11 protein-coding genes are annotated in these 25,624 nt (G+C 35.6%); 10 read left to right on the forward strand and 1 reads right to left on the reverse strand.

What is annotated here, in order from left to right; translation table 11 throughout:
* Positions 1–36: 36 nt before the first annotated feature.
* On the reverse strand, positions 37–1,392 hold the full coding sequence (locus VIO64_RS06150; protein ID WP_331916225.1) for an FIMAH domain-containing protein: 1,356 nt from the start codon (positions 1,390–1,392) through the stop codon (positions 37–39).
* A 299-nt stretch (positions 1,393–1,691) separates the two neighbouring features.
* Here VIO64_RS06150 and VIO64_RS06155 point away from each other — a divergent pair, with 299 nt between their 5' ends.
* From VIO64_RS06155 to VIO64_RS06200, 10 genes are all read left to right on the forward strand, one after another.
* On the forward strand, positions 1,692–2,450 hold the full coding sequence (locus VIO64_RS06155; protein WP_331916227.1) for an RNA polymerase subunit sigma: 759 nt from the start codon (positions 1,692–1,694) through the stop codon (positions 2,448–2,450).
* A 42-nt stretch (positions 2,451–2,492) separates the two neighbouring features.
* Positions 2,493–4,454, forward strand: coding sequence for an anti-sigma factor domain-containing protein (locus VIO64_RS06160; protein WP_331916229.1), 1,962 nt, complete (start codon positions 2,493–2,495; stop codon positions 4,452–4,454).
* Between the two features lie 137 nt (positions 4,455–4,591).
* Positions 4,592–11,218: a hypothetical protein gene (locus tag VIO64_RS06165; RefSeq protein WP_331916231.1), complete on the forward strand. Its 6,627-nt coding sequence runs from the start codon at positions 4,592–4,594 to the stop codon at positions 11,216–11,218.
* A 15-nt stretch (positions 11,219–11,233) separates the two neighbouring features.
* Complete coding sequence (locus tag VIO64_RS06170) at positions 11,234–19,825, forward strand: S8 family serine peptidase (protein ID WP_331916233.1); 8,592 nt, start codon at positions 11,234–11,236, stop codon at positions 19,823–19,825.
* 144 nt (positions 19,826–19,969) lie between these two features.
* The gene (locus VIO64_RS06175; RefSeq protein WP_331916235.1) at positions 19,970–20,353 is read left to right on the forward strand and encodes a hypothetical protein; all 384 of its coding nucleotides are present in this window, start codon (positions 19,970–19,972) and stop codon (positions 20,351–20,353) included.
* A 234-nt stretch (positions 20,354–20,587) separates the two neighbouring features.
* A complete protein-coding gene (locus VIO64_RS06180; RefSeq protein ID WP_331916237.1) occupies positions 20,588–20,848 on the forward strand; it encodes a transporter in 261 nt (86 codons plus the stop codon).
* Between the two features lie 321 nt (positions 20,849–21,169).
* Complete coding sequence (locus VIO64_RS06185; RefSeq protein ID WP_331916239.1) at positions 21,170–21,733, forward strand: DinB family protein; 564 nt, start codon at positions 21,170–21,172, stop codon at positions 21,731–21,733.
* Positions 21,734–23,184: 1,451 nt separating this feature from the next.
* Positions 23,185–23,529 carry a helix-turn-helix transcriptional regulator gene (locus tag VIO64_RS06190; RefSeq protein WP_331916241.1) on the forward strand — a complete coding sequence of 115 codons (345 nt, stop codon included), beginning with the start codon at positions 23,185–23,187 and terminating at the stop codon, positions 23,527–23,529.
* A gap of 1 nt (position 23,530) precedes the next feature.
* Positions 23,531–24,454, forward strand: coding sequence for an ImmA/IrrE family metallo-endopeptidase (locus VIO64_RS06195; protein ID WP_331916243.1), 924 nt, complete (start codon positions 23,531–23,533; stop codon positions 24,452–24,454).
* Between the two features lie 234 nt (positions 24,455–24,688).
* Complete coding sequence (locus tag VIO64_RS06200; RefSeq protein ID WP_331916245.1) at positions 24,689–25,345, forward strand: hypothetical protein; 657 nt, start codon at positions 24,689–24,691, stop codon at positions 25,343–25,345.
* Positions 25,346–25,624 lie beyond the last annotated feature (279 nt).

A 25,624-nucleotide genomic window follows, 5' to 3' on the forward strand; every position in this document is an offset into this window, starting at 1 on the left:
TATAATTCGTTATCTATAGGTCGACTTAGTAAATTTTTATTTCAATACATCAATTATAGATTGGGCTTTGCTTATAAGTTCAGTTTTTGTTTCATCAAATAGATGGCGTTTTGATGTAGACTCCACCTTTTTTATAAAGGATTTAAGTTCGGAATAGGCTTTATCGGTTTTACCCTCTTCGATAAAATATTTTGCATTATAAAGTTTTACGGTTAAGTAGTTGGTATTAAAATGGCTAGTACCCAATTTTTTAACAGAGTCTATCAAGTCCTTTATAAGTAAATCAGGGGATTGGTTTAGTGTAGAACCGAAGGTTATATCTTCAATATATATCCCTCCATAAGGATGCCCGTTAACTTTTAAAACAACAGTATTAATGCAGGGAGTAGCTGCTGAGATTTCTATGAAGTCGGGAGTGTACTTACCGTTTGTTACTCCTGTGAATGTTTTGGTGCTAGTGGACACCAATTCACCGTTTGAGTCATAAGCTTCAATTATAACTTCAGCGGGAACATTATTAATCTTCTCATAGTCGGACGGACTGGATGTCAGGGAAAGCTTTGCATAGCTTACTGTTTGCTTTAAAAATTTTATGCTGAGGGTCTCGTCTTCACTTAATCCTGTACTTTCCTCTTCAAAATGCGGAGAAGCATTACCAATAACAACACCTGTATTACCTACAGGACCATATATCCTTGTTGAGAAAACAAAACCGGCTGGAGTCCCTGTTATATCTATGCCCTTTGAAAGCAGCCATGCTTTATGAGAAGCTATATCAGCAGGTTCTACACCAAAGTCTGGGTTCCAGTTAAACTTTTCGCCGACACTTGGATCATCTTCAAAATCTACTGTTATCAACTTTGGATCTGAGGAAGATTTTTTATATGCATAGCCGTTGAAGCCTTCTCCCCCCCATATTCCGCTGTCATTATAGAAACAAACCCCTATTTTAAGTTCATTTAGTTCATTGTAGGCAGTGAATTTGAATATAGCTGTGTTTCCGGATCTTATATAGTTGGAAGCTTCGGCACTTCCTTCCCAATCTGAACTGAACGAGATGGAATAGCCATTATAACTGCTTCCCCCTAAAATTGATGAACTCCATCCTTCAGGGAATTCCGTTGCTGTTGGGCTCTCTAAAGGCAGCGATACTATTGGTTCATCATACCAGTTACCCAGCATAAAAGCATAAATGCTGTCATTTGGATTTAGACTAGTGTTCTTAACAGTTACGGTATATGTATAAGTATCTCCGACCTTATCTACCACATAGCTAGCTTCAGCACTTCTTCCGATATCTGAGGCAAAAACATTGCAAACACTTGCCGAAACCAAAAAAATCAAAACAAAAATGAAACATCCTAATCTGGAAAACCTTCTAATTCCTTTCATGACTAATCACCCCTATTATTATTAATTTATCGTATTTGTATGCTGTTTGCTTTGTAACACTTCAAATTCTAAGGGTTTACCTCCTTTCTCATTATTTATTTTATGAGAAGCGATTACAGGTCTGTCAGCATAACCAAATACAATTTTTGCTTTGTTATCATAAATGTTCTACAAATTAAATTGTTTTATGGGTAGATGCTGGAAAAATAAATTTAAATTTATTTTTCCAGCATCTACCCATAAAAGCTCAAGTTTATTAGAATTTATATATAAAGCTTTATTACAAAGGAAGTGATAATTTGCTAAAAATACAATTTATAAAAAACCGACAACAGAGCAGAGACTCTGTTAATGACATTATAAGAAGAATTCAAAGCGGTGATAAGCTTTTAAAGGAAAAGTTTATCCATGATTATAGAGCTTTTATTATAAAATCAGTATCTACGACAATCGGGAAGTTTGTAGAAGTTGAAAACAGCGAGGAGTATAGCATAGGCCTTTCTGCATTTAATGAGTCTATAGATTGTTATAATGAGAATTTGAACGCCAACTTTTTTAAATTTTCCGATCAGGTAATAAGAAGGAAGCTGTATACCTTTTTTAATAAGCAAAAGAAGGAGCTAAAGACACTCCCCTTTTCCCACCTGGAAGACTGCGTACCCAGTTTTGAGAGCAAATACCTTTCAATAAGCCAAAGCAGTTTATTGCATCAGATAGAGATGAAAGATCAATATGAACTTTTCGAAAGTAGGCTCGCTGAATTCGGAATCAGCCTGGAGGATTTGGTGGAAAGCAGGCCTAAGCATAGGGATTCCATGCATCAGGCAATCAGGATTGGAAAACTGCTGGCAGAAGATGATTTGTTATATAGATTGCTTGTTACAAAGAAAGTAGTACCCATGTCAGAACTGCAAAAAAGGATAAAGGTTAACCATAAAGCCATAGAAAAAAACAGAAAATTTATTATATCTGTCTGCCTGATCTTAAACGAAGGATTTGATGATATAAAGGAACATATCATGGAATATGTAAACATGGCCGCCCGCTCAAAAGCGTAAGTAATTTTCATTCATGCTGTAATAAAGTAAGGAGGAAAGAATTTGAAACAAATTGGATTGATTTTAAAAATTCAAGATAAAAAAGTTATTGTTTTAACAAAGGACTGTAAATACTACAACCTTAGAAGAAGGCCTGGTATGTGTAAAGGTCAAAAGGTTGAGTTTGAGAAATCGGATATCATCTACACAAGAGAGACTTTCACAGGCTATATTAAATTTGCCGGCTATGCCGCATCTGTTTTAATTATCTTTGCATCTATATTGTTTTTTTATATGAATTCATCAAATAATGTTTTTGGTTACATCGCTGTAGATATTAACCCAAGCCTGGAAATTTCCATAGATAAACGCTATTGCATTAAGGATGTGTCTCCTTTAAATGATGATGCCGTAATTGTTATAGAAAAATTGGACTTAAAAGGGCTCCCAATCAAGGATGCTCTGCCTCAAATATTTAAAAGAACAAAAGAACTGGGTTTTCTTGACTTGAACAAAAAAGATGTGGTTTTGATTTCAACTGCACAGGTTGATGAGGAAATGGGAAGGGAAGAAGAAATTGAAAGTATTGTAGTCAATATTTGCAGTGATATAAAAGAATTAAAAAATGATAACATCAATACTCAAGTTATAAAAGTTCAGCCAGAAACAAGAGCCCTTGCCATGGATAATAATATATCCATGGGAAGATATAAAATATATGAAGAAGCAAAAAAATCAGGATTACAGGTATCGGTTGATTCTATTAGAAATGAATCCCTGGAGAATATAATAGACAAGGTGGAGTTGAGCGTGGTTGAAATCAATCCATCAGATTCAGATAGGGCTATAGGTAAGACAGCTTTGACAAGCCCTATACCTTCAAGCACAGTAAGACCCACCCATACAACAAAATCCGTTGATACAGGAAAAGATACTAAAGAGATAGAGCCTTCTGTTCCAACTTTGCAGCCGGCAACGTACCTGCCTAAAACTCCTGGGAACCGGACTACCGTAACACCCAGAGCCACACTTGTTCACACGATGCCCTCAAATACCCCGACAAATATATCTACTATTACTTTTGCAAATACTCCAATAAATTTGCCTACAAACGTTCCTTCCAGTACACCTGCCAGCTTTCCAACAAATGGACCGGTAAGCATGCATGAAAACACACATACAAATGCATATACAAATACACCTACGAGGATATCGATAAGTACACCTGCAAATACATCTATGAGTATGCCCACAAGTACACCTGCAAACATACCAACAAGCACACCAAGAAGTACAACAACGAGTGTACCTACAAATACACCGACAAATACACCTACGAGTATACCAGTAAGTACACCCACAAACACGCCAGTAAACATGCCCACATATACCCCCACCGATACACCAACAAATACGCCTACTAATACCCCTGCTTCCACTTCGGCTATAAAACCGCATCTCATAACGGTTGATTTTGAGGATGATCCAAATGTTACTGATAAATTTACTTGGAATACAAGCTTCGGTGAAGAACCTGAGAGTGTGGATAAACACAGAAAATGGCTGCAATCAAAGGGGATTGATATAACAGGTACCCCAGCTGGTTTTGTTTTTACAACAAGAATACACGGACCTATAGCCAATACAGGTGTTATTGTCGGTAACGCTTCCCCTAATTATGCAGAAGAAAGTATTGGTCTTAGTGATGATGAAGCAATTAACATTAAATTTTTGAATCAGCCAGTAAATTATGCAAAGCTATGTCTGGTAACTGTTCCATCTGATTATGACATTATCAATAACGTTCCTGCTACAGTAATGATAGAAGCCTATGACTCATTTGGTCAACTGGTAGCGGTAAAAACTAAAACATTCACGGGTGTGACTAACGGCAAATATACTCCTGCTAATATTGAAATTTCAATAGATAATCCCTGCATAGAGACTGTTGTCATGAAAGTGAAGGAGCATCCGAATGGGGGGGTATATATTGAGGATATAGTCTTTGGTAATGTTGCTAATTAATCAATTGGTAATATATCAAACAAATGTATTATAATGCCCACACCTATAAACGCAAATTGATATATACATAATTTATGACGTATGGTACAATATTCAATTATGTTTTATATTTTTTGTAAATTTATAGGGAGGTAACCATGTTAAAAAAGAGAAAATTAGGTTCATTGCTGCTGGCAATTTTATTTATACTGCAGCTATTGCCAGGAGGAGTCAAACCAATACCTGAGGACAAGTCATTTGCAGAGGAGTTGACACCATCAGCTGTGCCGCAGATTGTAAACCTGCTTGGATCAGCAGGTGATTGTGATGGCTTAGCAGGGTGGACAGCAAGTAATGGAATTACATCATTAAATAAAAGCCAGAAAGTATTCGGAACAGCATCAATAAACTTTACAACAACAGCAGGTGATGGCTTTGCTTCAAAAGATATATCAAGTACCTTGGGTAAGGATGAAAAGTACTATCTTGTGTCTGTTTACTTGAGAAACAACAATGTGGACAATGCGTTCAGTCTGAAGATTATGGATGTAGTTGGGTCAACCTATACTACCCTTTGCGAGACACCTTCGCAGATGCTTGGAGCATTCAGGCGTGTAGGCGTTAAGTTTGATGCTGATGCAATAAGCAGCAGCAGTACAAAGAGAGAGCTTAGGATAAATGTTGTACAGAACAGTCAGACTGTGAGTCAGAATGGATTATTTGATGGAATAATGATAAATGAAATAACAGAAGAGGAATACTTAAGTGAGACTGCTGAAGCTCTTTTGGTTAAGTATCCATATTCTGGAGGGACAAAATATCCTACATATCCGATTGAACTCGGAACCAATACGGCTTTTGTGATAGGAGAAGACGGATCGGTAAAAGCATGGGGGATTAATACAGAAGGCCAATTGGGGCTTGGTAATTTGGTTAATCAGCCGGTACCAGTGTCAATGCCAGTACTAACTGATGTAAGAAGTGTTGCATCGGGTCAATATCATGGACTTGCCATTCTAAATGATGGAACAGTAAAATCATGGGGACAAAATGACAATGGTCAGTTGGGTATAAATAGTACTGATGATATGACTAATCCAATAGATATCCCAGGGTTAGGCGGAGTAAAACAAATTGCTGCAGGACAATATCATTCTATTGCATTGATGGAGGATGGAACTGTAAAGGTATGGGGGAAAAATAATTTTGGTCAGTTAGGTCTTGGAGATATTGTAGATAGGTTTACACCAGTTACAATTCCAGGACTTGCTGGAGTTAAGCAAATTGCAGCAGGTTATAATTCTTCTTATGCTGTAATGAATGATGGAACTGTAAAGGCATGGGGATATAATGGGTTAGGTCGACTTGGGTTAGGAGACTTTGAAGACAGAAAAACACCAGTGACAATCCCAGATTTGCTGGATGTGTGGTATATAGCAGCAGGGGCCTTTCATGTTTTTGCACATACTGCAGATGGAAAAATCAAATCATGGGGGAAAAATGCTTTCGGTCAATTAGGTCTTGGAGACAACATAGACAGAAATAAGCCAGAACTTGTATCAGAAATATCCGGAGTTAGAAAAATAGTTGCAGGTGTTGATTTTACAGCTGCTCTTATGAATAATGGTACTGTCAAGACATGGGGATACAACGGTAATGGCCAATTGGGGCTTGGAAACAATAAGGATCAGGTGTATCCGCAGATAGTTCCTGAATTGGAAGGTGTTAAATATATTAACATTGGGGGAGCCTATGCATTTGCAGTTCTTAATGATGGGACGATGAAATACTGGGGGAAAAAAATTGGTGATGTAGGAAACGTTAATGTACCTACCGAAATAAGTATAAATGGAATGAGAGCAAACTCCTCTCCAGTAATGGGAATAAATTATCCTTCATCCTACACTGAAGAAGGAGTTAAAGCAAGTGTGCTTGGCACAGATGGAAATTGTGAAAGTACAACCGGCTGGGCAGGAGGAAACGCAACAGTTGCACTTGATACATCGGCGAAGCTGTATGGCAGTAATGCTATAAAAGGTTCTATAACAGCAAGCGGTGTTGGATATATCTATAGGAATGTTAAATCCATACTTGATAATAACAAGTGCTATTTCATTTCGGCTTATACTAAGAGTGGAAGCACCAACTCAGTAAACCTTTATTGCAATTTTGGAACAGAGAAAAATGCTACCACTAACGCCACTACAGCTTATGTAAGACGGGGAATAAAAATAAAGCCTTCAGATATGGGGGCGGCTGCAGAGTATCGAGTTGGACTTAAGCTCAATACAGGAACTGCAGCTCAGTATGGATTTATTGACAACCTGATTATTGTTGAGATAACACAGGATGAATACGATAAACTGAATGAAACACAGCTTATGACAAAATACTCCTATAAAAACCTTCTGGAAAGTGACGGAGATTGCGAAGAGCTGGGAGCATGGAATGCAAAAACAGGAACTGCTACCTTGGATACTGCCAACAAGGCGGTTGGAAACAATGGAATTAAGATAGTAAGCAATGCAGGAACTGATACAGGGCTGGAAAAGTATCTTATGCCTCTTGATACAAATAAGTATTATTTGCTTTCGGGGTATGGCAAAAGTGCATCTGGAGGTAATCTCGAAATGCTTATTGGGAATGCATATGGATTATCAACTGGTGGTGGAACTACTAACCCATGTACTTCATCAACTTTTGTAAGGAAAGGTTTTGTGTTCAAGCCTACATCTTCAATAGGTGTGCTTTCTCTTGTTGCGAAGGGAATTACAGGACAGCAGCATACAGCTTATTTTGATGGTATCATGCTGAAGGAGATCAGTCAAAATGAGTATACTACACTGAGCGTGGAAGAGCTTCTTCAAAGATATCCTTATGAGGGCAGCAAAACGGAATTTGAAGCCAATACTATGATGCCGGCTACTCTTAAGATGAAGAGTGGTGACAACAATGTTGTCATATCTGTGAGTGATGTGGATAATGATGTGTTGACATGCAGCCTGTATGTGGATGATGAATCAGTTGCAAGGGATACAAAGGTTGTGAGTAATGCATGGCAGGAGCAGGATGTCAATCTGGCATTGGGTAGTCTTACTGATGGTGACCATTTGATTAAGGTTGAGGTATGGGACGGCAAGGAGACTGTGCAGTATAGCACAAATGTAAATGCGTATTACAATTTGAAGAGCATTGTAGGTACTGCAACAACAGGTTACTATGGCCTAATGACAGATGGAACTGTGAAAAAATGGGGAGGAACTAATGGCTCGTTAACTCCAACTGTTTGGACTGAATTGAGTAATGTTAAGCAAATTGTAACAGACGGAAGAGCACTTTTTGCAGTGTTAAATGATGGGACAGTTAAATCCTGGGGATGGAAATATCTTGGTACTGGTGTTAGTTCTACTGATATCCCAATGGAAATTGAAGGATTGACAAACGTAAGGGAGATGGTAATATATAGTGAGGTGAGGTATGCTATCTTAAACGATGGTACTGTAATGGTTTGGGGAAATAACAGTGATATCGGGATAAGCAATATTGAACTACCGATAAAAAGCAAACACCTTAGTGGTGTAGAGAGAGTAGTTTCGGGACCATCATATGTATCATATACTACTTCTAATGGAGAAACATGGGTATATGGAAGATTATCTGCTAGTCACATTTATTCTACACCTGCAAGATTCACTGATTGCAAACTATTTACATATTATAGTGCAATATTCAAGATTAACAGTAACGGAGATTTATATGCATGTGGAGATAATTCTTATGGCCAGTTGGGACTTGGAAGCACGGAATCAATTAGTAGTTTTCAATTAGTAAAATCAAATGTAAAAGAAGTATTTAGCTCTGGAAGCTCGACTTTTATTATTTTAAATAATGGGGAAGTATGGGCCTGTGGACAAAATACAAATGGGCAACTTGGCCTGGGCGATAAAGTAAATAAGAATACTCCAACCAAAGTTAATGATTATACAGGAGCTTCAAAATTTGTATTTGATACTTATGCTTCTTTTGCAATATATCAAGATGGTAAAGTAAAAACAGCTGGAACAAACACATATGGTACACTTGGGCTAGGTAATAATACTGATGCTCTAACTCCACAAAATATATCTTCCATTTCAGACGTAGTTGATATTACCGCTAATAATGGATCAGTTCTAGCATATTTAAAAGATGGAAGCGTTAAAGCATGGGGAAAAAATGAAGTTGGTATCCTTGGGCTTGGTGACACCAATAGTAGAAATCTTCCTGTGGAAATTTATAAGGGCAGGTTTGTACCTAAAATAATTTATGCTAAACCAGGTAATAGCCAGGTAGTTACGGGAGAAGACGGATTTATTACACCGTCAGTTAATGTGACTTCCAGGGATAATGAGAAACTTAGTATAATGGCATATCTGGATAGCTCGCAGATTCCTTATGATAGTAAAGCTTGTAACAGTAGCTATAAGGCAAAGGAAGTAATATTTAACCCAATAGATAATACAAATCTTACTGAAGGTAACCACTCTATAAAGTTTGAGGTAAGCAATGGAATATCTACAACAATTTTAACAAGAAGTTTCATATATGATCGGTTGCCATCAGCAGGTACTATTACAACAACATCAACAACTAATACAATAACAGCAACAGGGACTGGCATCGATTCAAGGGGACTCAATACAAATCCAATAAGATTTTGTATTGGAACTGCAGATAGTGGATGGATTAAGCAAGATAATGACCTTAATGTTTCAAAAGTTATTAAAACTGGTGTAGGAAGCACTAAAATAGTCAAGGTAGATAATGGATATGTTGCTGGGATTAACTATGGTACAAAAATAAATTTTTATAAAGCTGATAATAATGTTAAGAGTTGGAGTAATATTGGTTTTGTTAGCTGTGTAGATCCTGGGAATGATAAAGATTTTGCTATAGCATCAAAAGGTAACGAAGTTTATTGCATTTATAATACGTCTTACTATAACGGCTACTATTCAACATTTGACACTAATTTTATTAGATTTAATAGTACAATAAGTAACCAAGCAAATATAGGCTTGAATGCAGCAAAAATAATCAGTGGGGATAGCGTGTACAATAAAAGTTTGTCATTAGCAATGGATAATTCAGGTGTTATATATGCAGCATGGAAGAGAAGCAATAATAATGCATTGTATTATAGCAAGAGTAATAATGGTAGTATTTGGGAATCTTCTTTAAGTTTATATGGTTATAGTGATAGTAGTGATGTGTCGATATTTAAAAAGATTACTGGAAACGCTGAAATTCTATTTGCCCGATATAGTAATTCAAGTTCCGCATTGCGCTTAAAAAATGATTTTGGTGATGTATATATTGCAGGTTCCAATGGATTCGATATTATTTCGCCAGTAGGATGTCAAGATAATGATGGCATATATCACGTAGCTTGGCTTGCAAAAGATGCAACGGATAACACAGCATATAATGTATTCTACAGTAAATCAGAAACAGGAAACTGGAACACTTGGTCCACCCCAATCAAATTGACAACCGGAAATATCTACAACTGCAGCAATCTCTCAATATGCACTGATTCACAAAATAGGGTCCATCTTGCTTGGGCAAGAAACAACGAGATCCAGAAGAAAACCTTTGATGGTATTTGGGGTGATATTGAGACTGTAGCAGCTAATGGTGAAAACCCAAGCTTCTGTTCAAATAATCCAAAGCAAACTCAACCAGTTTTAATATATAGAGACAAAACAGCTAATGAAGTAAGACTTATTAGTTTTAAACCAAAGTCTGCATCTTATACAGCAACTGGACTACTTCCCGGTAAAAAATACACAGTAAAGTTTGAAACTAAGGATATGAGCGGAAACATAGCTATTTCAACAAAAGAGGCTTTTACTAAAGCTGCTGTTCCATCTGCTACCATAGGGACTAAAACAGCAACTACAGCAAATATAACAATTACAGATTCGAATGGTGCCGATACCAAATATAAGGTTAAAGTTGGAGACAAATACTTACTTGCAGACGGTACACTTTCAACAAAGGCTGATCTGATTTCAACCAAGTCAATAAAAATTAAAGGTTTAAAAGCTAATACCACATATCAGGTATTCTTTAAAGCAGTAAATGGCGAAAATATTGAAACCAAATATTCACCTGCGGTATCACTATTAACTGCTAATACTGTGCCTGGAGTTCCAGCCAATGTTAAAACAGCATCTTATGGAACCAATGTAAAAGTGTCATGGGATGAGCTTGATGGTGCACAAAGTTATGATGTTGAAATCGATAGTGTGGTTTATACTAACGCAACAACTTCAACAAGCTATGTAAAAGCAGGTCTAGCAGCAGGTGTAAGCCACAATGTTAGGGTAAGGGCTGCTAATACTGCTGGTACAGGTGCATGGAGCAGCATTTATACTACAACGGTGGCTGCATCGAAGACAAACCAAATACCCGTTAACTACAGTGTAGGTAAGATATTTAATATTGTACTTTCAGCAGGAAACCTTAAGGATGTTGATATCTGCACATTTAAACTTATATATGATCCTGCTAAGCTTGAGGTACTTGATTTGTGTGCGGATACACTTGATAAGGAATTGGCAACAGGTGATATTGCGGATACTGGTGTTAAGGTAGTTGAATTTAACCCAAATACGGGAGTAGTAAGATATACGGTAACTAAATCTGCCAACGATGGTGCTGCCTGGACTGGAGCATTGAATTCCGTTAAGTTCAGGTCAAAGTCAGCAACTCCATCCACAATTACATACATACTTGAATAAAGGAGCAAAACAACTATGAGTAAATTAAACAAAGCTATTACCAGGCTTATTTTGGTAACAATGCTGGTTGTTTTACTTGCTCCTGCAAAAATGGTATGGAGTGGAGTTGGCAATCAGGGAACAACGTATAAGGGCATAATTATAAAATATAAGGATGATACCAAGAGTGAAACAGTTAAAGCAAATGTAAAAAAGAAACTAAAGCTTAAGGATTTAAAATCAAAAAAGAAGCTGAAAAAAGGTAAGGTTGAAGTTGTTGAAGTTGATGAGGGGGCTGATGTAACAAGTATTGTAAACGAGCTCAGGAAGGACACCAACGTACTCTATGCTCAACCGGACTATAAACTGTTTTTGAATTATATTCCTGATGAGCCCGACTTTTCTGCACAATGGGGTTTGAATAATACAAATACTCAGGGTGTAGATATAGGTGTGACGGATGCTTGGGATATAACAAAGGGAAGCACAGATATTATAGTTGGTGTTTTGGATACGGGTATTGATATTTCTCATGATGATTTGTCAAAAAATATCTATGTTAACAAAAAAGAAATTGCGGGAAACGGAAAAGACGATGATCAAAACGGTTATATAGATGATGTAAACGGGTGGAACTTTGTAAGTAAAAACGGAACAGTCTTTGATTCAACGATTTTTGATATTCATGGAACCCATGTGGCGGGCATTATAGGTGCCTCAGAAAACAAAATGGGGACTATAGGTGTTTCGCCAAAGGTAAAACTTCTTCCTTTGAAGTTTATAAACGGAGATTCAGGATATACTTCAGATGCCATACAGGCTATTGAATATGCTAAGGCGGCTGGAGCTAAGATTATCAATTGCAGTTGGGGAGGACCTGATGAAAACGAAGTCCTTAAAGACGAAATAAGGAACAACCCGGATATTTTATTCATAGCGGCAGCCGGTAATGGAGGAAAGCTTGGTTGTGCTTATCCTGGGGGCTTTAACCTCTCCAATGTTGTTTCTGTGGGTGCTGTTGACAGGGATGGAAAACTTGCGGCATTTTCAAATTATGGTCCAAAGGTGAAGCTCGCGGCTCCTGGTGTTAACATACTCAGCACTATTCCTGGGAATAATTATGGTACACTTAATGGTACTTCCATGAGTGCTCCTTTTGTTACCGGCATTTCGGTGCTTTTAAAAAGCCAGAACAAAAATCTAAAGCCAGCAGAAATCGCAGCAATGCTTAGTAACGGCTCAATTGAACAAAGAAGCTTAAAAGGTAAAATTGCATCAGGAGGAATTGTAAATGCACTTTCTACTTTAAATAGCACAACTGAAAACAAGGATGAAAGCCAACAACAAGATGAACAGAACGAAGATACAGAGGACTCATCAATGGTTGAAGCCTTGGCTACAGCACAGCCACTATTGACTGAACAAATCCATTTTGGTAAAGAAGGTGTTTACCCACCTTCCGGTAATTTCTCTGATAGCTATACTGATTTGGCTGGAATCTTTACACCATTTGGTGAGATCAAGGTAACGAGAACTTATAACTCGTTAGATGGTGGATATAACCTTTTTGGCTATGGGTGGAGTATGGGTTATTATGGAAGAATTGAGTTTCAGAACTCTGGTAGTGTTTTAGTAGCCAAAGTTGGTGGAAAGTCATATGCATTTTTGAAGGATAGTTACACTGGCACATTTAACCCATATGGAAACCACTGCAAGATGGAAACCCAAGGAGAAACTAATAATTATACGGCATATATTCTCACAGCTCAAGATCAGACGAAGTATAGATATGATAGTTATGGATTTCTAAGCCATATAGAAGATAAATATGGAAATAGGATATCTTTTGCCAACTCATCAACATCAAACGGTTACAGGATAGATAAAATTTATAATTCGCTTGGTATAGAAATATTAATAACGTATAATGCAGCTGGATATATAGATACAATATCAGACCCTATGGGGAGAACTGTTAAATATCAATATGATAGCAATAGCAGGTTGACATGTATAACAAACCCAATGGGGAATAAAACCTATTATTCATATAGCACATTAAATTATTACTTATCAGAGATAAGAAATAATGATGGAGATTCTTTAAATAAAATTGAATATGATACGTCAAATAGGGTTTGCAAAATAACCGATGCTGTTAAAAATACATATACATTTACCTACGATCCTACAAACAAAAAAACAACTGTAGTTGACTCAAACCAAAATAGATACATTTATGGTTATAATGATGATAAATACATAACAGGCATTCAAGACCCAGAGGATAAAAACAGTGGAAATGAGTATAACTCATATGGTGAGGTATATAGTGCTACAGATAGAAATGGAAATATAACAAAATACGATAGGGATGTAAATGGAAATATAACAAAAATTACAAACCCCGACGGTAGCACAAAAACCTGTGAGTATGACGATAAAAACAACCTGACTAAGGAAGTTGACGAAAAGGGCAATACAACATACTATTTCTACACAGACAAAAGATATCTAGCCAAAAAGGTGCAACCTATGTCATCAACAGGGCTCTATTCAGAAACAGGTGACCAAAGCCGTTTTGCTATAACTACCTATACTTATAATGGTTACGGACAAATTACATCCCAAAAAGACCCTGAAGGCAACGTTACAACTTACGATTACGACTCAAAAGGCTACCTCATATCCGAGACCAGCCCTGAAGGCAACGTTACCAAATACACCAATAATCCGATTGGATGGACAACAAAAATAATATCTCCAAAAGGCTACTCTATAGACTACACTTTTGACAACAATGGAGCTATTATAAAGGAAGCTGCAAGCACAGGGGAAACAAGACGTTTTGTGTACAATGCTGCAGGAAGGAAAGTAAGAGAGATATCCCCCAATCTTTATGAGCCTGAAAATGAGGATACAACTACCAATACCTATAATGGTGGTGAGGGCTCTTACATAACATATTACCCAAGCGGCCTAGTGAAATCCATAACTGATGCTGAAAACAACACAAAGTCCTATACATATGATCTGTATGGACAGATTGAGACAGAATCAAAGGGCGATGGGAGTGTGGTCAAATATGAGTATGACAAGCTTAACAGGCTATATAAGGTATATTTTGTATCAAAGCGTGGAGCTACTCCTATCCTGTTAAGGGAATACAAGTATGAGGTCCTGTCAGACAAAAATACAAAAAGGACTGAAAAGGTTTACTTCAATGACAAGGAAACGGCGGAAACAGTAGAGATACTGGATTACAGGAATAATGTTGTGGAGAAGATAGATGCAGAAGGAGCTGCCACCTCTACTCAGTATTATTCCAATGGTGCGATTTCGAGCACAAAGGATGAAATGGGTTATTCCACTTATTATAGATATGATGGTATTGGAAGGCTGACTGAAAAATGGAGCCCATTTGAGGAAGTAAAAGGAACTGTTTACTACTCATATACATCTATTGAGTACGACAAAGCTGGAAGAGTAACGGCCCAGAGGTCTAGTTCTGAAAAAGTACTGCTTTACAAGGTGCCAGGTAAGATTACAGGAACTTATTTCACCTATGATAAGGATGGAAACAAAAAGAGCCAACATACTGATTCCGGAAGAAGGACAGAGTTCGAGTATGATGCAGATGGTAATGTAAACAGAGAGACGGTTTATGTTGATAAGACAAACAAAATAACTACAATATATGAAAACAACCAGTTTGGTAAAACAGTAAAACAAAAGGAATATATTGAGAAAAGGGATTTGGCTGGAAACGATACTGGACTAAAAGAAGATCTTCAGGAGCTTGTAACAAGCTACGAATATGATAAGGAAGGCAATGTTGTTTCCGTATCAAAGCCTGATGGAACAAAAAACGATTATGTTCATGATAAGCTTGGAAGGCAGACAAGCACAGTAATCTATGAGGTTGATGAAGCAGGAAATGAAATTATCGAGACTACTTCAACAACATATGATTTTGAGGGTAAAAAGATTTCTTCAACTGATGCTAACGGATATACTACCAAGTACCAGTACAACAGAATGGGGTTGTTGGAAAAAGTGATTGACCCTGCAGGGGGGATAGCTGCATATTATTACGACAGAGCAGGAAGAAAAACCGCTGAGGTTTCACCTGCCAATTACTACTCCAACAAAGCCCTTACCGATCTTAACAGGATTGAATACGCTTATGATAAGACAGGAAGAATCATTACTAAGAGTGATATATATAAGAATCCAGTTAGCGGGAAAATGGAAAAGGTAGTTTCCAAAGCCTACAAGTATGACAGCAGAGGAAATGTAATAAAAGAAGTTGATGCATTGGGATACCTTGCAGGAACAGGCAGCACCGTTGATGAACGTATTGATAAAGGCTATGGAACAGAGTATTCTTATAATGCAGCAGGGCTTAAGACTTCTGTTCTCGATCCTGTATCAAAGGAAAGAGAACTGGATTCTACAACCAAATGGGAATATGATGCAAAGGGGCAGATTATAGCAGAAATCAGTACCGATGGAGCTAAGGATTCCAATGAGTATGACAGCGATGGGAATATCATTTTCCAAAAACACACAAGTCCAAAAACCGGTGTAGTCAGCATTATTAAGTCGAATACATATGATTATTTGGGTAATTTGCTGACTGCTAAGGATGCTAAGGGTAATACTACATACTATGAATACAATAACTTTGGGCAAAAGAGAAAAGCAAAGCTTCCTGGAGATGAGAGCATTCCATCAATGGAGGTATATTACCAGTACGACAAACAGGGAAGGCTTTCAAAAGAAATATATGCAAACAGCAAGGTCATAATCCACAAATACAACAATAAGAGCCTTGAAGTTGCTACTACTGAGCAAAAACTTGACGAAAGCCAGGCAATTACTGTATCCTCAGTCTACGATGCAAATGGAAACAAGGTTATTGAGAAAGATGGAAACGGTAACGAGAAGGTTAAAAAGTATGATGCTCTAAACAGATTAATCTCAGAGAAAACAATTGTTACTGATGTCAACAGAAAGAAGATAACAAAGATTACAAGTTATACATACGACAAGAACGGCAATCAGACTTCCATCAAGGATTGGAAGGGAAATAAGCTTACAATGGAGTATGATCCGTTAAACAGGCTTATAAAGAAAACCGACCAGAATGGAAAAGTGATAGAGTCACTTTATTACTATGCAAACAGCATTCAGTCAAAGTCAACTGATGCCCTTGGAAACTCAACTTCCTTCTGGTATGATAAAAACAACAGACTTGTAAAAAAGGTTGATTCTCTTAAAAACACAACTTTGCAAAGCTATGACAATGAGGGGAACATAGATAGCAAGACCGATGGAAGAGGAAATGTAACAAAGTATGTTTATGATGATTTCAACAGACTCATACAGGTGAGAAATGCAAAAGATGAGCTTACAAGTTACAGCTATGATGCAAACGGAAACATGACCTCCATCAAGGATGGAAAGGGTAATGTAGAAACCTATGAGTACAATGTTGCAAACAAGATAAAAAGAAGAATTGATCACGGAGGTAAGACAGGGGCCGTTTATAACAAGGCAAAAACAGAAGTTTATACTTACGACTGCTATGGAAATAAGGCATCGGTAGTCGACAGAAACGGTATTAAAACAAGTTTTTATTACGATATTCACGGACGTTTGGTTAAGAAGGAAGCTGGAAAGGTTTTTGAAGAAAATACTCTTAACCAGAGCGGTGAAAAGCTAACATTAAGTAATGTTGAGGTAGCCTTTGTTGAATACTCATACGACGATAACGGAAACATACTTACAATTGAGGGGGCTACAGGTATAACAACCAGAACCTATGATGAGGAGAACAGAGTAACTACCAAAACTGTTCCACAGCTGGGAACTTCAAGATACCAATATGATGCTACAGGCAAAAACATACCAAAGGGCTGCCATGCAGAAATAACCACTGATCCAAAGGGAAATGTGACATGCAAGACGTTTGACAAGGTTGGAAGGCTATCTGCTGTAACAACCGGTACTCAAACGACAAACATAGCTTATTATGATAACGGTAACAGGAAGAGTGTGACATATCCTGACGGATCAACTGAGGTATATACATACAATGGCAATAACCAGATTGAGGCTCTGTCCAACTACAGAATGTCAGGCGGCGTCAAAGTCTTGATGGATAGCTATAAGTACACATATGACAAAGCCGGCAATCAGGTAACTAAAAATGAGATAGTTAATGGAGTAAACAAAGGAGTTACAGCCTATACCTATGACAAGCTCAACAGGCTTGAAAGCGTAACCGATCCTTCAGGAAAAACTATTGCCTACACATTTGATGCAGTTGGAAACAGGACTACAGAAACGGTTACTATTACAGGAACCAAGACTGTCAATACTTATTCATATAATTCGGAAAATAGACTTCTTACTGTAAGGACTAAGATTAATGATGTTGAGACAGCGGTTGTTAAGTATGTGTATGACGGAAATGGAAATATGGTTTCCAGATCCAATGTAATCTTGGACTCAAATTCCACAGGAGATGGAAGTATATCAGCAGCAATCTCAGGTGAGAATGACAACAGCACAACATACTATGAATATGATAACTTCAATCAGCTTGTCAAGGTTGAAGCAGGAAGTAAAACCCAATACTATAATTATAATGGGGAAGGTTATAGAGTAGAAAAAACAGTAGCAGGGAAAACTACAAGGTACTTGTATGAAGGGGATAAGGTTGTTCTTGAGGTTGATGATGACGGCTTGAGGACAGCAAGAAATGTCTATGGCACAAACCTCTTAATGAGAACTATTGGTTCAACAACTGTTTACTATATGTACAACGGACATGGTGATGTAACTGCTCTGCTGGATGCATCAAGCAGCAAGATCAAGGCAGCATACAGCTATGATGAGTGGGGTAATCTGAAAGACAATAGCAAAGTAGACGGGGAGTTTGAGAAAGACGGCAACAAGGACGGAAAAGATGATAACTGGCTTTACTCGGCTTCAATTACAGCAGCACTTGTAACAAACCCTGCTATTTCAGGAGGAAAAGCACAACAGATTAAGACAACCGCTTCAACCGCTAGTGTATATAAGACTTATGCTACAGTAGCAGGTCACAAATACCTGTTTGCCGGATCATATTATATTGCAAGCAAGGGTAGTAGCTTATCAACAAGGGTAAACAGCGAAGGCAACAGTTGGAACCTAAATCTTGGTTCAGTATACTGGAGCAGTACTCTCAATCAGTGGAAGGAAGCTGGAGTTGTATTTACAGCTACAGGAACTACTACATCTCTGATACCTTGTTTTGTTGACACACAAACCTGTGAGGTATATATTGATAAGTGGAAGCTTATTGACCTTACAGAATTGTATGGAGCAGGAAATGAACCAACAACTGTAGCAGCAGCTATGACTGACTTTGATAACTCAATCATGTATGCTGGGTACCAGTATGATAAGGAAACCGGCTTGTATTATTTGAACGCCAGAATGTATGACCCCACAATAGCAAGATTTTTGCAGGAAGATACGTATACTGGGGAAATAGACGATCCGTTGAGTCTGAATTTGTATACATATTGTTATAATGAACCGATAAAGTATGATGACCCAAGCGGTCACTTTGTAAGAGTAACTGATAATGATAGGAAAGAATATATAAAAGAAAACTATGGCAAAAATATGTCAGAAGATGATGTTGCACTATTTGACAGAGAAGGTATTCTACATTTTGATGAAACAAAAATTACTGATTCTTTTAGAGAAACTACTTTATATAAGCAAACTGTAGATTCTGAAAACAATTATAAGTACAGAAAAGATGAAAAAGGTACTTGGGTTACTATCAAATTTGATGCACAAAAATATCAGTTAGACAGGGAGTCAAGGCTGTACTTTTTGAAACATTTTGCTAGAGTTCAAGCAAACGAGTTTAGAGAAAGAATGCCTAGTTATCTTAGGCCTGAAACAAAGCAAAATCCCACTGCTTATTCAGATGCCGAAGCATATAGGAAGATTGCTAACTACTCAGTAAAACTCAATGAAGCAATTATTAACTCTGATGATCAGTATAAAGTTGGGCAAGTGCTTGATGATTTACTTTTAACAATTGGGTCGTCTAAATACTCTATTAGTAAAAATAAGTATCCTAATGAATTTTTGAAAAATGGAGATAGTAAATTTCAACTTGGTCTTAGATCATTTGGGCAAGTAGGATTTAGTCCTGATCTACAAGAGAATTTCGCCAATGACCCAGATCCTAATAACGTACAACACAATCTATTAGCAATATATCTGGGGTATAATTATAAAAATTTAGCCTATTTCCCAGCCGCTTTTCACGAAACAATACAACCTATATTTAGCGGTAATCAAGTATCTGGGACTTTTGAAGACTGGGAGAGCTCAGTAAGAGGAATCAATCTTGGTAAGAGATTGGCAAATAATGTTCCTGACAAATACAAAACATATGGTGCATATACAGGAGGTTCTTCATTACCATCAGGTGAAAAAGCAAAGATGTCTAATTTAGGTAATGAGATTTATAAAATTATTACCTGGGTTAAGCCTCCTCCACCTTCACCGAAACCAGCACCAGCACCAATAGTTACACCTAAGCCCAAATAACATAATAGGCATTGAGTGCATATATTTTTATCGCCATCAAGAGCTAAATAAATATTGCATAGTATTGTAAAGGTATTATAACTTAGGTATTGAAATTGATTTTTTATGAAAGTGTAAAAATGTAATAGAATGGAGATGGATTTTTTGAAGAGATCATTTTACTTAATTATAATAGGTACAATTCTTGTTTTGATTGGATTAGTCGTAGTATATAATTATATGCACTGGGTAACTGAAAGTAAAAATACAGTTGTTATTGAAATGAGCACATCCCAAGGAAATAAAGTCAAATTGTCATTTACTGTTGGTGAAAAATATGAATCAATCATTCAGAAGTTTGAGGAAAACAACCTTAAGTATCAGAAAATTGATAAAAATATTGAGCCATTTAATTATGTTATTGACAAAGAGATTGCTATAAGGACAGGACATTTTGTTTTTATATTTACACCAGCCTTGTCATTTATTATACGTTCTAATTATAATGGAAAATCAACTGTTTTACCGTCAGGGTATGATGATGACTAATAAAGGTATTTTTTACAAACTGTGCAACAAATATTGAAACCTATTCTTAAATAATAATCAAGGCAAAAGGAAACCTGTAAAAGTGGCTAAAACTCTATTACAGGTTTTCTTTTCTGAAAACCAGCAGAGAATATCAGGGGTGCAAGCTTGTTGATGAAACGATATTTATACATGAACCATATTATGTATACCTTCGTATTATAATATAGAAGACTTTAAAAGGAAGTAAAATATATGAGACAATTTGGGCCTCCAGCATATCCACCACCAAGTGTTCCCCCACCAAAACCAGCTATTTCTTATCTCATTGACTGTGTAAACAACTATACGTATATTTGGCCTAAATATGGAATGCCTTTCTGGTTTTATCCTACAAGAATAGAATATGGCGAGGTTTCAGGCTATATATGGAATGGGAGGAATTGGACGTTCTATGGGTTTGACCCAGCATTAATTGAAGCATCTGCATGTTATCCAATTCCTACTCTATATTAACCTTATAGAACTTTGTAAAAACTTGAAACATCCTCAAAGATATACCCATGAATCATCAGGGGACTGTTTGTTGATACAATAAACGAGTATTACCTATCCACAGTATAGTGCTGGAAATATTGTATCATTTTGAATTCAAAATTTAAATTGGGCATGAGCTGGAGAAATCCGGCTCTAATTTTACACAAAATCAAATTCTGGAAATCAGCAGAGAATATCAGGGGTGCAGGGAATGAAAACAGTGGCTTAGTTTTAAAATTTTAATGTTATAATAAGAACACATATTAAAGTATAGTAATAAACAGTCATGGGAGAATAGATATGAATATTAAAGAAATTATTCAAATGATTAAGAATGCAATAGAAAGTACATTTCAAGAAATAGATAAATGGTTCGAAAAATCTGAGCAATTAAGATCTTATAGCCCTCAAGATAAGGGCTGGACAATTAATGAAATATTGGAACATATTTCATTAACTAATCACTTTCTTCTGATCTTAATCAATAAAGGAACGAAAAAAGCTATTGAAATTGCAAGAAAAGGTAATGCTAACATAGAGCTGTCAGATTATAAATTTGGCTCGGAAAAATTAGATGAAATAGCAATTTATAATTCTTTCAACTGGATAAACCCAGAACACATGGAGCCAACTGGTGAAAAAGCACTGCTAGAAATTAGAACTCTCTTGAAATCACAAGTCAATCAATGTTTAACGAACTTAGAAGAGATGGCTAATGGAGAAGGTACACTTTATAAAACAATGATGACAGTAAACAGCTTAGGTAAAATTGATGTTTATCATTATATCTATTTCCTAGCTCAACATGCTAAAAGGCATATTGCACAAATGGAAAATGTAGAAAAGGAATATATTAAATTATAAAGTGTTGGTTCCATGCCATCTGATTCAGAAGCATCAGCACGCTTCTGAAATCTGAAATATCCAGTAAGGTGCTTCTGTTTCACTCTTATCAACTAACTAAAAAGTGGGCTTCCAATCAGGTGTACTTTCCTATTCCTGAGGGTAATTTCTGCTTCCGATATTACGTTTTCAATACACGAAAATAAATATTTGTACAATTTCCAATTTTCAAAAAAGTTCTGCATGTAGAATTATTGCTGGAACGCTATGGCACAACTGTTTCGCTAGATTTTTATAAAATAATTTCCAGTCCTATATAAATTGAAGCGAAATGATAAAGTACCATAATAAAAAATTCAAAAATTATAATGATTTTTTCTAGTTAAGTTATTGCATTTTAAGAATGGCTTCAGAGCTGCCTTAGTAGACACTAACAAAGCGAGTCTTGAGAAAACCAATCCCCCCAAACTTTAGAATGGCTGGCGAAGCGTTGCTTTAGAGTCCTATAGTAGCAGCTTATAAGTAACTGAAAAGCTGCTATGCAGTGGTCTTGCAGAGTCAGGCCAGATAAAGTATACAATAAAAACATCTATAGTATACTTTATCTGGCCCTGCAAGCTATATAATGCGACTTACGCAGAATTTCCATTTTACCTTATCCGAAATTACAATTATGTACAATCAAAAACTGCAAAAATATCAACTTTCAAGAATCTACATAATGTGCTGTATATGAAAAGTATTTCTCAAAACCAATTTCTGACTGAAAACAAAGAATAAGAAAATCTTCACAAACTGCATGCATATGCTGTCCAAAAAAATTACAGTTTGGTACTTAGTTCAATTGTAATGTTTGGGAAGTAAGGTAACTGGAATGATAATCCTTATATTTTATATTTCAATTTCCTTGACTGCCTCTTCCTGTGATCAGAGAAGTAGGATTTCAAACAAGTCTATCATAAAAAAGAGTGCCTTTAAATATTAATCTTGTTAACTTGTTAATTTATCTTTATAATTAAAAGATATCAGTTTAACATTTTTTAACATAACGTTTTTAGTATTTTTAGCACTCGGCCCATATGAAAAATAGTTTATCTAAAGCTGACTCGAAAGGCAAATGTAATAGACAATATTAGAATCTGTTTAAAGAGTACAGAGTGTACATTTCAACGTATGTCTACTAGAATAATTTGAAGTATTTAATAGTTTGGTCAAAAATATTAAGAATATTTTTTAAGATTTAGTCAATAATAATGTTGACTGAGCATAACATATATTGTATAATTGTTTCGCGTGTGTTATAATATATAACATAGGATGGAGGGGTACTAAATGGTACTTGTAGATGAAAATGTTTTTTTTGATTTTTTTATAAGAATCAGTGGTGATATTAACAAGTCTAGTAGGGAATGCAAGAGTAAACAATCAATTGTTTGTAATGCTTCTATATCCATTATAAAGGGGGTAATGAGGTGTTAACTGTATTTGATAGAGATTTATTGGCTAATGAGTTGAAATCTTTTAGAGAAAAGAATGACTTAAAGCAAACCGAACTGGCAGAAAGGCTTGGTCTCAATCGTACTACAATTTCTTTTTTTGAAAACAAACAGCAATCACCTTCTACAGAAGTATTAAATAAGATCTGCGAATTAATTAATAAGCCGATTGATGTTTTTTTTGTGCGAGAAAATAAAGATCCTTTACTAATGATGATGGGTAAAATGGAAGTGTCTGATAAAGAAACTTTACTGAGAGTAATTGATCGTATTAAAATTAGAAAAAAGTATATTTCTCTTAGTAATAGGCTGGGTGATTAAATTGGAAAAGGTACTAAATAAAATAATAACTGACTATTCTCAGGAAAAGTATGATTTTAAACCTGATAAGCTTTCAAACGATGATATTGATGAGATTAAAAAAATATCTAGAGAAAAGCGTTATGATTATGGAAATGCACCAATAGGGATAAATATTTTCAAATTTATTAGAGATAAAGAGAAAAATATCTTTTTCGAAGGTGATAACTTTAATTCTAATTTTGATGCAGTAATATACCTTCCTGATAAAAATAGCGAATTAGCATTTATTATTTTGAATAAGTCAAAACCCTTGGTAAATCAGATTTTTGCAGCAGCTCATGAATACTATCATTATTTAAAAGATATTGAGGATATAAAAAGAGAACCAATAATTTGTTCTCTAGCAAATTCAAATATTAAAAGAGAACAAAAAGCTAGTAGATTTGCAGCAGAGTTTTTATTACCTGAAGAAGCTCTTAGAAATGAATTTAAAAGGCTTTGTAATATATTTAAAAGTGATAATAATGATACAAACTTCATAGCCATTTTATGTTATGTTTTATCTATAAATTATGGATTGCCACTAAAAGCTACTATATATAGACTTTATGAAGAAGGATATTTGAAAGATATTAAAGTTTATGTAAATAACTATGATTTTTTTAAAAAAAGTTTATCAGAAATTTTTAGAAGGTATACAGATCAAGGGCAAGAATTACTAAGTCCGGGAAATAAGCATATAGAAGAAGTTATGTATGATTATATTCCAAAGGCATATGAGAAGGGGTACATCTCTTATGATAAACTTCTTTATGATGTAAATACATTACTTTTAGATATTAATAACTTTGGAATTAAATCACCATATGATGAGTCGGAAGATGACAGTGAAATTAATGAGTTGGAACTTATAGAAAAATTGAAAAAAAAACTAATTCGTTGATTAAATAAAATTATAGTATATAAAAAGTTCATACAATTCAATATATTTGAATTGTATGAACTTTTTTATGTTAGAATGAGGCTTGGGCATAAGTGTTTTATATAGTAGCAGAAATTATTCGCCATGAAAATTTGACAATCTAACTAAAAAAACATAAAATATAATTGGTTTCATTATACTGGAAACAGATGAAGTGATTATTAAATATATTTCTGATAAGTTGGGTGAAGCTGATTGCGTAAATTAGAAAAGGCTAAAAAAAGTAAAATAATAGTAGATGCTAATATTTTAATGTGTGGTATTGAGCACAGTAATCAGAAAGCTGAATATTCATTTGAGAATATGCGTGAATGCTATTTGGACCATATGTTTGCATATTTTGAGGATATTCAAGTTCATGAGGCTGTGATGCTTGAGGTTGGAGATGTTAGAGAAAAATATTTAACACAATTCATTGGTAAAAACTTAACGATTGTGAGTGAAGGTAACCTTTATAATAGTGATCCAATCTACAACGAAATATTTAATTCAATTGCTAGATATGACTTATTTGATTATGAGAGAAAGAGCTTAATATTAAAAGATAATCCATCATATAATCGCGGTGATGTGTTTACCTTAGCATATGCTGCATATCATAAGATACCGTTTTGTTCTTCAAGAGATGGTTCTGTAATGAGTGCAATTAGAGAATTAAATGAACTTGAGAAAGTCCAATTAATTGGTTTTGAATACTGTTTACTTTTAGGATATTTAAGTTTAAATAATCAAAATAATGCTTTAGTTAAGAAGAGAATAAAATCACTTTACAAAACATACTGTGAGCCAGAAATTAAAAGAGGCTCTTTACCAAAGTCTTTTGGGGAATTTTTATCAAAATGTTCTTTATAATTAATAAAATGAAGAACTGATATTTATTGTCGGTAAAGCTTAGTGTTGGCTTCGTCGCCTGCTTGCACATACAGAAGACATTAATCTGATCAAAATGTAATACTTGATAGTATTCCAATTATTGAACTGTAATACGTGATATAAAGATAAACCAAATATTAATTTAGGTCATTAGTGTTGCAAATATTTTTCATTGTACATAATTGTAATTTCGGATAAGGTAAAATGGAAATTCTGCGTAAGTCGCATTATATAGCTTGCAGGGCCAGATAAAGTATA

Origin of the sequence: Pseudobacteroides sp. (genome assembly GCF_036567765.1) — a bacterium.
In the GTDB taxonomy this organism is placed as follows: Bacteria; Bacillota; Clostridia; order Acetivibrionales; family DSM-2933; genus Pseudobacteroides.